The sequence below is a fragment of the Parasutterella sp. genome (assembly GCF_057870745.1).
This window is the reverse complement of the sequence record NZ_DBMALT010000013.1, coordinates 49,710-62,859: the sequence shown is the minus strand read 5'-3', so window position 1 is coordinate 62,859 and position 13,150 is coordinate 49,710. Positions and strand designations below refer to the sequence as shown.

General features: G+C 42.3%; 8 protein-coding genes. 5 read left to right on the top strand and 3 right to left on the bottom strand.

The window, feature by feature from the left end:
* Positions 1-106: 106 nt before the first annotated feature.
* The 3 genes from ACZND6_RS05265 to ACZND6_RS05255 are packed head-to-tail and all read right to left on the bottom strand — an operon-like array spanning position 107 to position 1,291.
* A complete protein-coding gene (locus ACZND6_RS05265) occupies positions 107-463 on the bottom strand; it encodes a DMT family transporter (protein ID WP_370747784.1) in 357 nt (118 codons plus the stop codon).
* Positions 450-815 (bottom strand): helix-turn-helix domain-containing protein, encoded by a 366-nt coding sequence (locus ACZND6_RS05260; RefSeq protein WP_489524444.1) that lies wholly within the window; start codon positions 813-815, stop codon positions 450-452. The genes ACZND6_RS05265 and ACZND6_RS05260 overlap by 14 nt, the downstream gene beginning before the upstream one ends.
* A complete protein-coding gene (locus ACZND6_RS05255; RefSeq protein ID WP_489524443.1) occupies positions 737-1,291 on the bottom strand; it encodes an AraC family ligand binding domain-containing protein in 555 nt (184 codons plus the stop codon). Before ACZND6_RS05255 ends, ACZND6_RS05260 begins: the two co-directional genes overlap by 79 nt.
* A gap of 166 nt (positions 1,292-1,457) precedes the next feature.
* Between ACZND6_RS05255 and ACZND6_RS05250 the strand changes: the two genes are divergently transcribed.
* From ACZND6_RS05250 to ACZND6_RS05230, 5 genes are all read left to right on the top strand, one after another.
* Entirely contained in the window at positions 1,458-2,636 is a 1,179-nt protein-coding gene (locus tag ACZND6_RS05250) for a C45 family autoproteolytic acyltransferase/hydrolase (RefSeq protein WP_489524442.1), read from the top strand.
* A gap of 126 nt (positions 2,637-2,762) precedes the next feature.
* Positions 2,763-3,101, top strand: a complete 339-nt coding sequence (locus ACZND6_RS05245) for a cupin domain-containing protein (protein ID WP_489524441.1) — start codon at positions 2,763-2,765, stop codon at positions 3,099-3,101.
* A 1,969-nt stretch (positions 3,102-5,070) separates the two neighbouring features.
* On the top strand, positions 5,071-10,107 hold the full coding sequence (locus ACZND6_RS05240) for an autotransporter family protein (RefSeq protein ID WP_489524440.1): 5,037 nt from the start codon (positions 5,071-5,073) through the stop codon (positions 10,105-10,107).
* An 88-nt stretch (positions 10,108-10,195) separates the two neighbouring features.
* Positions 10,196-10,876 (top strand): hypothetical protein, encoded by a 681-nt coding sequence (locus ACZND6_RS05235; RefSeq protein ID WP_489524439.1) that lies wholly within the window; start codon positions 10,196-10,198, stop codon positions 10,874-10,876.
* 675 nt (positions 10,877-11,551) lie between these two features.
* Positions 11,552-13,147: a ShlB/FhaC/HecB family hemolysin secretion/activation protein gene (locus ACZND6_RS05230; RefSeq protein ID WP_489524438.1), complete on the top strand. Its 1,596-nt coding sequence runs from the start codon at positions 11,552-11,554 to the stop codon at positions 13,145-13,147.
* Positions 13,148-13,150: the final 3 nt, after the last annotated feature.

The following is a 13,150-nucleotide window of genomic DNA, read 5'->3' as shown; positions in this document are numbered from 1 at the left end:
ACCTAGACAACCAAAAAAAATATGGAAACAGGTCTTGCTTCGCAAGACTAAAGAAAAACTTTATCCTAAAGTGCTTGACAACTACCGGGGTTCCAGAGATTAGAATTTACGTTAGAAGGACACACGAAAATATTGCAGTAAAAAACGGTGAGACAGACATGATGACACCGACGTTGCTTGCCTGCGTGTAGGTGAGAGCGATGTTTTCCAGTAAGTAATAGAGACAAATTCCGAGAAAACCCGCCGAAGCCAAATAAACATTCTGTCTTCGTATTAATTGATAAGTACTTTTAGCGGACAGAAAATACAAAGCAGCGAAGCCGATGCAAAAACGAATGAGCAAAATTTGCACCGGCGTAAAACCTTGCAGAAGCACCTTGGTGGATACGAACGTTGTTCCCCAACAAAGGATCGTTAGGAAAGCCGCTAGGTGAGCGGTTGTATTTGAGTTAGTTAGAGTCATTGGAAGAAGGCGCCTTCTTTAGAAAAACATTCTGGTAACTACTTGGCGTTAATCCTGTTAGCCGGTTAAATACGTTTGAGAAATGCGCTTGATCTGCAAAGCCGCTTTTTAGTGCCGCGAGTGATGGAGGTATGCCTTGTTTAAGAAAGGTTTGCGCTTCTTTGACCCGAATGCTCATGAGATAGCTATGAGGCGTAAGACCTAACTGCTTGCTGAAAGAGCGGATTAGGGGGGACTTGCTGACAGAGACTCTTTGGCAAATGTCATCTAAGGTTATTGTTTCCGAAGCGTGTGACTCAAGGTATTCGCAAGCCTCCTTAATTTGAGAGGATCTGAGAGGCCGCGATTGCAAGGAGGTGTGGCATACTTTCCGAATAACCTTGAGAAGAGGAGATAGAACAATTCTTCTTTCCTTAGTTCATCGGAACGCTGTATGATGAGCTTGTGCAGTTCCAAGAAAGCATTGCAGGCGGATTCGTCAGAAAAGACAGTTAGTTTGAATTGCGGAAGACAACTCTCACCGGTTAGTTCCATTGAAATTTCTTCCATTCGCTTCTTAAGAATATTGAATCCCAGGTAATGCAGGAACGGAGCTCGAGACGTCGAGACACATTCATGGTTGTCACGAGGATTGAAAATTAAGAGATTGTCAGGAAAGACTTGAAGGTTAAGCCCGTTGCAAAGGAGCTCCCGCTCACCGGAAACCACGAAACCCAAGACGTAGTAGTCGTGGAAGTGCCTAGGGAAAGGCTGAGCATAGCCCTGAAGGCAGAATGCTTCCAACCCGAGCACTTCGTCATGTCTAATGGTTCGTGAGATGGTTTCCATATAGTGTTCTTTTGTTTTTTCTAACTATCCCAAAAAGGGTGGAGCGAGGCTTGTAAAAAATTGCCATTTTTTAGGCGACAAGAAATCGTATCCTCTAAAACGAATAAGGAAAGTTTTCAGAACATAATGTTTCGTATTCGAACGAAGAAAATTTTAGGGTGAAGTGATGCTTAGACGCAAGTTAATTCTTGGAATCTCCTCTGGTTTACTTGTCAGCCAAGGGGTTCGGGCGAAAACCGTTTCTGATTTGGTCGTTCCTAAAGAAAGAAAACTTCAGTTAAATGCAAAGCCTTATTATCAACTGATAGAAATCAAGGGGAAAGCCTTTGAACGCGGAAAACGCTACGGATCATCGGCTTCGGGAGCGATTAAGAGAAATATTGACTTTTATTCCTCTGCGTTCGAAAAATCCGCGAATATTGATTGGCCGCAGGCACAGAAACTCGCCGTGAAGTTTCTTCCTGTGATTGAGAAGTATTGCCCTTCATATGTTGAGGAAATGAAAGGCATTGCAGAGGGCTCGGGAAGAAGCTTTGAAGACATCCTAACTTTGAATTGCAGAAGCGAGGTGCTTTTTGCCAAGGCAGATGCTTGTTCCTGCATTATTATTCCGGAAGGACGAGGCAAGAACGGTCATGTCTTTATGGGACAAACTTGGGATTGGATGGCAAGTGGCAGACAAAATTCTGTGGTTCTTAAGGTCCATCAAGAAGGTGAGCCTAGCATTCTCATGATTTGTGAGGCAGGCATGGTCGGAGGAAAAGGACTGAATTCGGAAGGTATTTCTATCTGCCTTAATGCAACTTCGGTCGGAAAGGGGAAAATCGGCGTTCCGCTTCACCTAATGATGAGGAAAGTTCTTGATTCCAGTCTGGCAACAGAAGCAATTAAAGCGGTTTCTATGCTTCCAAGAGCCGGTTCCGGTGCTTTTAATATCGCGACTCGCAGCGGATTTAAGATGGTAATTGAATTCTCTCCTGATCAATTTGATGTCCTCATGAGTGAGGGGGAACCTTTAATCCATACGAATCATTATCTTTCTCCTCTCATCGCACCTCAGGATAAAGCCAAAAGTTTTATTCCTTCGACGTTTACACGCTATAACACCATGGAAAAATGGTTAAAGAAACACGGCGGAAGAATCGGAGAGAAGGAGATTTTCAAACTTCTAAGCAATCACGACAACTATCCGGAGTCGATTTGTTATCACGAAGATCCTCGAATCAGCGGAGAACGTTATTGTTCTGTTTATGCCATGGTGATGGACGTGACGGCCGGAAAACTTTGGGTAACGGATGGATATCCTTGTGAAGGAAAGGTTTCGGAGTATCGGCTTAACGCCTGAGGAAAAATAATTGAGATCGAAGGGCAGTTGCGGATAAGGCAACTGCCCAAAAGAAGACGCTATTAAATTGATTTGTTCTCTACGAGCCATAGACTCCTAAAGACGTTAAACATAAGGAGTTAGAAAATGGCTTATTTAAAGAATATTGCTTCTTCTGAAGTTCTGAAATTAGCTGATCAAGTTCAATATGCACCCGGTCAGGTTGTAAGTAAAACTTTGGTTCAAAACAAAGGTGTCGGTATCACGTTGTTTGCCTTTGCGAGGGGAGAGGGCATAAGTGAACACGAAAGTACCGGTGATGCGTTTGTTACCTGCTTAGACGGCAAAGGCAAGATCATGATTGACGGAAAACCATACTTTTTAAAGAAAGGCGAGAGCATTGTCATGCCGGCTAATCATCCCCATGCTGTTTACGGTGAAGAAGATTTCAAGATGATGCTGGTGGTAGTTTTTCCATTATTATAATTGTAAATATCCCTCCTAATATTTATAAAGCAAAAGTCTGCTGATCTAATTCTGGGAAATATTGAATCCGTCAGCAAGATTCTTTTCAATAGTGGACTGAGGGTAAAGAAAAATAATTTTTCTTCCTTTTTTTGTTCTGATTTAGCTTGGGTACAATTCAAAAGCCCAATCTCGAACTCTTCATATCCTTGATTGGTCAAGAAATCGTGGAATAAGCCTAACGGAGCGAAGCGAGGTTATGACCTTATGCCGCGAAAGTTCTTGACGCCTCCTGTTAAAAGTACGCTTGCAGGTAAGACGGTTCAAGGAAACTTAGCCTTAACCGCCTTACAGACTAAAGCGCGTAATTTTTAACTTACCCATTAAAGATTTGGCCGGTTCAACCTTCTCTGTTGTAATCATTGACAAGTTCCTTGGCAAAATAACCAGATCGAAGCAAGGTCCTTAGATAGGAACGGGAGTTAACTAAGAATCAGGATCGGGATCTGCTTTACGAATTTAGGTGTCACGCTAAATAATTTAAAAAGCGACTTTATCAAAGACGGAGGCGTATAAGTAAGTTAGAAAATTGCTCACGCTAGATAATTATCTGCCCCTACCAACGTATTTCTCACTAATTAAGCTTAAACATGAGAAACAAGAGCATGCAAATGTCAACGATTGTATGTTTGTCCAACGCATGGGAGCGAAGGTGGAGTTTCTGAAAGGCCAATGAATTTCAAACCCATTTCTAGGCGGGTGATAATGCTTTGATAGGATGGCTTAATATCTGCTTCTTAACCTACGGCATAGGTTGATCTCAAATGAACTTCGGTGCACTTTTGCCAGTCCGGAACGAGGAGAAAGTTGTTTACCATTCTCAATGGCTTAAAAAGCCACTTAACGTAATCTCTAAAAATATGGGCCAATTGAGAAGCTAAGAAACTTGCTAACCTGCTATTTTAAATAAGAATTAATTAGTTATAGATCGGGGGGCGTGATTCGTTGTATTCTCAAACGATTTAACTAACAGAAAACGTCGAGTAAACAATTTGTAGTTTATAACAAAAGAAGATACAGAAAAGGCTTATGGAATGATTTCCATCAAAGATCCTCTCAAAGAAGGAAACGGTAATGTTTCCGTGCTTTTACAACATGCGGTACGGCTCTTTAACAACTTCTAAATAATAATGAATACATGAGTCCGTTGGGCGGCTAAAGCTCAGAATGGCTCCCCCTGCTTACAGCCTATTCCTACTTTTGGCGTTAAGGACTTTCGCGACACAAGACTGCAACCTCGCTCCGTTTAAGCTTATTTCACGGTTTCTTGACTCATTAAAAGGCCTGAGAAACAACAAGCACTAAAGATGCTGATTTCGAAAATAGGCTCTGAGGTTGGTTACGCATCATAGCTGTTGCCGCTGGAACCTCCTACGCAGGTTAGGAACCTCACAAGAAAACCAGAATCACCTTGATTTCCACCAATCATCTGTTGAAATGAGGCTTGTTTGACTCACAATTTATGCCACTACAGCCGGTTTCGGAGGACTTCTCGTCTTGAAAATTTTGTCAGCAGGGGTGGCAAGTTATTAAATTAAAGAAAACCGTAACGACCAAGATGGATCTGTAAACATTTGTCGGATAAGAATTATTTTAGTCCTGTGCCTTTAAAAGAATCTTGATCAGTTATTCTTCGATTGGCTTTTAAAAGTCGAATTAGAAAGTTGAACGTTTATTTGAATAAGTAAATGCCCTTAAACAATTGACACTCGGGAACATAAGAAATTTCTCGTAACTCTTGTGTTATCCCTAAATAACCGTTAACAAAGAGGAAGCTGCTTTAATAGCGCTAATTAGGGAGGGGGGAACAAAAATTATTTGATTGATTCGGGTTTTCCTGTTTATTTAGATGAAAATACGTTCAGATGATTGTTTGGATTGTTTCTATAATGTACTCATAAACAATATAAAACCCCGAGGAAAAATGTATATGAAGGACAATCAATTTACCCCCTCCCTCATCATAAACAGAGATCGCAGTTCCTTTAAGGTTCGAGAGTTTGAAAGAGATTCAGCTTTTGGTAATAGACATTACGCATTTTTGGAGAATTTTTGTCTTGCGTCAAGACAAGCCTCTCCGCTTAAGCTTAAATTTGATCAATTCGACAGATCTTTTGGCGGCAAAAAATTTGGAGTAGTTACTTTTTCTGTTTTGGTCGCGTTAGGCGCAATATTTTCCCCTACAGAAAGTTTTGCATTCCCTGCGAGTCTAACTCAAAACGGGGATGAATGGACTTTTGGAGTTGATAGCGGTTTTACCATTGTGACAGATCCAGACCAAAGGCCGCAGTATACAGTTTTAAGCAATTCTATAGATGACCCTTTCGATAATAGTCTTGCTTGGATTTGGTCTTATTCAACCTTTACAACAGAAAGTTCCAGCACTTTAAATGTAACGATTTCGAAAACACAATCTTGGAACCATGAGTCAAACGGTCATTTTGTAGATAATTCAGACTCCACTATTTGGATCGCCGGTGGCCTACAAACAGATTTTGGTAAAACAAAAGAAGAAATTGGAGCTCTCACTGGAGAATTCTCGACTGGAAATTATTCGAAAACTACAAATGGCAATACACTCAGCATCAGCCTAGAAGAGAATGTGACCTTCATGGGTAAATTTTTTGGTTCTAGAAATGATATCGGTGGAGGGGTAGAAAAAGATATACAAAACTCAACTTATAGTTCTGTTGGTCAGGCGACTCATAATTCAGTTCTGGTGAAGCTTGCGCCTAAATCCAAACTTTATGCAAAACTGATTTTCGGTGGCCGTTCCGCACAGCTGGATGCTATTGAGGGAAGCGAAGTGACATTCAATGGTGTCACTACTACTGCTATACATAAAGGTTTTAAAACAAATAATAATCAGATTTTTATAACAGGTTCACTTTCGAACTCTCACACAAATGCAAATGATTTTGTAGCTAATGAACCTGGCAATGCCTCTCTTTTAATAACTAAAGGGATTTTTGGTGGAGAAGGTTATGAAAGCAGTGATAACCTTGTTTCCGTGAAAGACACTCTGTTAGTTGCCGGTTCTGTCAATGCTAGAAAATTAGGCTTGGTTGGCGGACGGGGTGTCTACTACATGAGAATCAACCAAGTTAATTTACCCAATGCAGATAACAGTTTTCACATCAACAACTCTCTGGTTTGGGATGGAAACGCTATAGCTAGCAATTCGGCTATCGCAAATCACAATGTGGTTACAATTGAGAATTCTTATATAGGGTATAAGGTTTCCAAAGATCTTAATGATTGGGATCCTGAAAATTTGAGTTCAAGTTGGGGAGATTCCAATCAGGCATTCTCTATATACGGTGGATGGTCAACGGGTTTAGCTGCAAATAATATTGTATCCATTAAGAATTCGACAATTAACGGAAATGTCATAGGTGGATTGGAATTATTAGACCGCCTATCTGCCAGTGCTAGTGACCTAAGAGAACTAAGTCCCAATTTAGTATCTCTATTTAATGTTAAGTTAGAGAAAGGTTCCGCAGTTTACGGTACTTCGACAGCTGAAGGGGAGTGGGAAACGACTGAGGGTGTTGATAGAGTTAAGGAAAGTTCCCTGAAAGCAGTAAATAGACGGCGAGGCGTTGTATATCTTTCGGGCGAAAACGAAGTTGATTCAGTTTACGCGCGATATGTTCATTTTGGTCAATATGTCGAAAACTCTATTTTAGAAAAAGATCCAAACACAGAAAGAAATATATCTAGAGATTATTATCCCACATCGGATAATTATCAAGCAGTTCTTGATAATCCAAATTATGTAGTTAAAGACTCTGCGGCACTAAAAAGAATTACATCTACTAATTCTGAGGCTGCTCAATACAGCATGAGGCTTGGCGATTTAGTGGCTAATAGTTATGTCATTAGTAGGACAGGTTTTCACTCTTCTCTTACTTCACGGGATCCTTCAAACGTTTCGGACGAAACAAACGGCCTTCACAATTTTTGGGTTGGCTCTTACGTTAATCTAGTGAAAGCGGTGAATGGAGATGGGGCGAACTTTAATAAGAATAAACAGGACTTATTCCAGGATAAAGCTAAGTATGTTGTTAACCATTCGTATGGGACTGGGGACTCAGAAAAGGACCAGAATTTGTCCCTGTTGGTTCATGACGACGGAATGATTTATTCATATGTAAGCTCTACCGGATCTGGGAGTTCCGGAGATTCTAACGCTGAGCATCGACCAGCTCTTATGCACAATTTTAGGTATCACTACGATGGGCTAGTTTTGTATACCGGTGTGAATACTGGTCTAGATGCCGACGGAAATAAGATCAATGCGGTTGCTATATCGTTTGACCAAATCGAGCAGTTCAGAGAACAAAGCAAGCAAAACCTTAATGCCTTCGGTAATACTTTCGTTGGAGTATTTTTAGAGGGCAATCCTCATCCTTTTTTTAAGCCAAGCTTCGAACATGGTTATGAATCAGTCTCTGCCTCAGAGATGACCTTTGAACCAACAACAATTAATGGTTCTTCTCCTTTTGAAATTTATCAGTCTGGTAGAGTTGTAGCTTTTGCAACTTATGGTTTCTATAAATACATGCATTTTGATGGGGAAGACGGTTTATTTAGTGATCCTTATGCAAAAGATGAATTTGGAAATCTAGTTGGAAACGTTAGTGGAAAATTAACTGAACCAGGTGAAAGTGGGGGTGTGGGGGTTAAGTATTGGCTTAAATCTTTAGATCTTGTTGAAGGCGAGACACTGTTGTTAAATGGTGCGTTAGATGATTCTGATTTAGGCGAAACTGAAAGCATTCGACTTCAAGAAAGATTTACTCTTTCTGCTGAATTAAAAGGAAAAGGAAACTTAGCGATTGCCGAAAAATCGACAGTTATCTTAGGTTCACCAAAAACAATATACACAATTGATTCAGTTAATGTAGATGGAGGGGTGACATATCATAAACCGATTCAAAATGCCTTTACCGGATCAACCATGGTTGAAACAAATGCAACCTTAATTTCAGGTATTGATGGTGCATTAGGCTCTTCGGATAAGTATACATGTAGCTTACAGTTGGAAGAGAAGGCTGCTTTCTACTTGCAAAAACATGTTCAAGATATTGGTCACCTGAACGTAGAAACGACGGCATTGCTTGATTTATCAAATGAACCTAAATTAGAGGCGATAGGCAATTCAAATTCTTCCTTAAATTACTCGCCAGATTGGGGGGGAAGTGGAGGAGTGTTGATTGTCCATAATACCCTTCAGAGGGAAGGAGAAACAGTTTCCAGTGTTATTTCTGGGAATATTCAGGGTTCGTCTGACTCAGCATTAATAGTCGACACTGGAAGAATGATAATCAACTCGGAAAATACTGAGTTTTATGGTGATTTTGAGCTGAGGAAGGCTGCTGGACTCTTGAACAATCCTAAGGCTCTATATCAGGGACGGGCGATTTTAACAACGAATTCCTCTTTATACTTCAACAGCGCATCAGCGTCGCTTACGCGTGGGGTTGATCCTAGAAGTGAGGCTCATATTAGAGCTATTCAAAATGCCGGAGATGTTTTCCTTTCTAGCGGCGAAGATAAAGTATCAAACTTAAACCATGTGAATGTGGCAGAGGATTATGTGGGCGAATCAGGATCCGTCATCCACTATAGAGGCTTAGTGCAAGGAGCGAATAATTCCTATGTAGATGTTATTCATTCTGATACCGCTTCTGGTACATCTAAGGTCTCCTTCGGCGATGATCATAGCAAGATTCCGGTCAGCGGTATCTTTAAAGAGGCTAGAGGTGAAAAAACTCTGAAGAGCGAAGGTATTCCAATCTTCGTTATTGCTGATAAGGGAATTGAAGGAAATCAACTTCGGCTTGAGATGCAGCCTTTCGGTGTCGTTGCTAAAGACAATGAGGCCTATAAATGGATTTATAGTCTTGGTTACAACGATGAAGAGCAAGGTTCGCAAAGAACTTGGGTGCTCTATAACTCGGACGACAAAGATCACTATGAACCTTCAGTACCTCCGAAGGAAGAAGAAAATCTAGTCCTCAGACCGGAAGCTGGTGCTTACGTGGGAGCATCTCAATCTTGGGCCAAGATGCACATGAGACTGCACGACCGCTTTGGTCAGGCTTACTATATTGACCCGTTTGACGGAGAAGAAAAGCCTGCAGCAGCTTGGGTCCGTCAGGTTGGTTCTCACTCTCACTTCCGCATGGCGGGTGGGCAGAGTAAGACTCATTCCAATACTGCCGTTACTCAGATCGGCGGCGATTTGCTGAGAAACGAATTTAACGAAGATTGGAAGTATATTGGCGGTGTCTTTGCCGGTGGGCTCTACAACCGTTCTGATAGCCGTTCTTGGGATAGCGCAAAATCCCGCTCAGATGGTTACTCCTTGGGTATCTACGGAACTCTGTACACAGGCAATAGCCCTGATGACGGTTTCTATGTTGATAGTTGGCTGCTCTTCGGTCGTTATGACAACAAGATTTGGTCAGATGAAATTTCTCCGTTCAAATTCAAATCACACGGCTGGGTTTGGTCAGTTGAAACCGGTTACACGATTCCTATCGGAGAAAGCGGAACGAAGGATTACAACAAGCTGATTTGGACATTCCAGCCGGAAGCCCAATTAGTATGGGACGGCGTTAAGGCCAATTCCGCTAATGACTCCTTCGGGACGAAATATCGCCAGTTGGGCACTGATAATGTCACGCTCCGAGTCGGCGCAAGACTACATGCTAACTATATGAATAAGGGCCTGGGATTCATTGAAGGCAACTGGATTCATAACAGCAAGAAGGCCGGCGTTCAAATGGGCACTGACAAGGTCTATATGGACGGCGGGAGAAACCTCGGGGAATTCCGTATGGGCTTAGAAGGTCACTTAAGCCGCAATACGCTTGGCTGGGCAACTGTTGGCGTACAGGCCGGTAAATCCGGATACCACAACGAAACCGCTCAGATCGGCATCAAGTACATGTTCTAAGCAAACGCTGAACGCATAGCTGATGGAACGGCGCGGAATAGATTCCGTGCCTCCCATCCCGACTCGTTTACCTAACGGAATAAGCATCATGAATACTAAAACGACATTATTAGCAGCTTCGGTCTGCGCATTGAGTTTGGCTCTGAGCGGTTGCGCTTATGACCATAAAGACTATCCGAGAGAAAGCTGGTTTGTTCAGCCGACAACCGTGATAGAAGCCGATCAGTTCAGGAAAGTAGAGGAACCGCTAAAGGTTTCGCTGGTTGTAAATTATCTGTGGGAAGGTCGTCCTATTGTGACGGAACCGTTTGATAAACGTCCGGCTGACTGGCGCGAACACTACGGTCTCTGGCTCGCTTCCGAACGCTATCTTGAACAGACAGGTCTCTTCAAGATCGTGAAGGAAGACGCGGAAGACAGACAAGGCGAAGTGGTAATTGATTTGACCCGCGCAATGGATCCGAAGACAAAGGCTGCGATTGAAGCCAAAAAGGCGGATCCTGACAATCATCCGGAAAAGATCGTCTATGAATACGACATGACGATGAAGATGGTGGTCAAATTAAAAGATAAGCCTGAACTAGAAGTTTCTCCGAAGACAGATCATATGTTCATAGGCCATGAAGACTCCAAAGAAGTCGGCCAGGATCCGAAGCGTTTCACGTTTTCGTATTTCAACAATATGGATTTCCACACAGAATTTGTCCGCCGTTTCTATAAGCAGATGGTCTTTGAAAGCGTGAAACAGTTGGAGAACAAACTGCCTTGATTTCTCAAGGCAGTTAGAAAAGTTTTATTTAATTTGTAGCATTTAGACCACTTCAAACTCGAAGCTGTCCCCTCGGTCGACTTCGTGGGTCGGAGCCTTGATAAGAAATCAAGGCTCAATTTTTTTTTAAATCTAAGTATTTGTTCTATTTGTTTGTTCTTCCAAACGTGAGTATACGTCTAGCATCTTCCTTAATCATTAAGGCTGCGTGAATTCATTTTTTGGTAATAATTTGAACCGCTTTGCTGAAGGAGGGTGGCTCGGACAAAAATTATCGCAATTTCAGACGACTCTCACGAAAAACATGAAAAGCCAAGCAAAACGCTTACTGGGAATTCTCTCTTGCCAAATGAAAATCATTTTGAAAGTTAAAAGTGAAGAAAGCTAAACATTCTTAATTTGTTAGTCGTAATTTTTATTAGAAATAACCCCGAAATAATAGCTGGGTGAACTTTTGTTTATTTTGAAATAATCTATTTTTCTCATTGAATATAAATAAAAAACTCTCTTCGATTTCTGAAAATTCAAGACTACCACGGCTGTTAAAATCTTTCGATAAACATAAAGAATCCCAAGGAAATGAATAAACTGCCGACACTTGTTTGTTTAGGGGTACTGACTTTTTTGTCTTTTAGTGTCCAAGCACAAATAGTTAACCCCGCTATCTCTGCTTCTATGGAGCGAGATGTTACGTTGCCTCAGCGAGATGTCCGCCGACTCTTGAATGAAGCTCAAAGAGTTGATCTTATAGAGCAAGAACGTGAAATTAGAAGGCAGGCAAAAGAAGCGGTAGAAAAAGCACTTTCCGCCTCAGAGTCTCAAAAATTCGGAGATGGCATTCGTTTCCTTCTTTCTTCCGTTCATTTCACACCGAGTCAGATTTTGACGGATGAAGAAACACTCGAAGCAGTAAAGCCATTTGTGGGTAAGGTTGTCACAGGTAAAGAGCTTACAGCAATGCTTGAGGCGGTTAACCGCCTTTATCGCCAAAAAGGCTACGTGGTATGTCAAGCTGTCCTTCAGCCGCAGAGAATTTCTAAGGGTGTTTTAACAATTACCTTAGTCGAAGGTAAGACCGGAGCAGTCTCTTTAAGTTCGGCAGTAGAAGAAAAAGAGTTTAAGACTCGAGACAGTTATATCTTGAGAGCCTTTGATCTGGAAAAAGGTAAGGTCTCCAATTACCGAGAAATGCTGGGTGATTTGGTCAAGTTCAACATGACCAATGACATTCAGCTCTCAGTGGACATGAGAGCAGGGCAAGAACCGGGAACAACGGACTATGAGATCTTTGTACAAGAGCCCGATCCTCGTACCTTCACTTTGTTTTCGGATTCTTCCGGCTCTAAATCGTCCGGCCGTTACCGCGGTGGCGTCAGCTTCACGGAAAGAAGTCTGTTTGGGTGGCGTGATCGACTCCAGCTGATCGGTGTGTTTTCCCATGGTTCAAGAAGCTTTATGGGTTCTTACTCTGTTCCGCTCAATAGTTTCGGAACACGTTTGACCGCAAGTTACTCATACGGACGCGTAAAAGTAGTTGACGGACCGTCCGAGGACTACGATGTCAAAGGACATTCTCAATATCTGTCATTGAGGCTCGACCATCCTTTGTATGTGACTTCGGCCTCAAAACTTACAGGCTATCTGCAGGCAGCACGCCAAACATCCGAAACTGAAATGTTTAATGTTCTGACAGTCAGCGATACTTCGGTGAAGAGCCTCACAGCCGGCTTGGAGCAGCTTTGGTTGAAAGAAGGTATTACGCTCTACACCAACGGTCAATACATTGAATCCTGGCTGAAAGACTACACATTCGATAACGCTTCCCGTTACCGCCGTCTGACAGGTTATTTAACTTGGGATCACCGGCTTTGGAAAAATTGGGGTTACACCGTAAATGCCGGCGCACAAAGATATCTTGGAGGCGGTGAAATGGCCTCCGGAGATTCTTTCTATTTAGGGACTTCTTCAGGCGTTCGTGGTTATGAGAATGACACGATCTCTGCTTACAACGGCGCCTGGATTAATTTAGAAGCGAAATACCACTTAGACGGGAAGGGCTCCAACGTGTTTGCCTTCCTCGATGCCGGGCGATTGAGCGGAGATTCTCCCTATAAAGATAAAAGTTTGGGCTCTGTCGGCATCGGAGCCTCTTGGAGACCGGTGGATTGGCTGATGAGTTCTGCCACTATCTCCTTTCCGTTTAAGAGAAATGTGGGTTCGGAACACGTGAGCAAAGCACGATTCGATTTCGTGATTAACGCTGTTTGGTGAGAA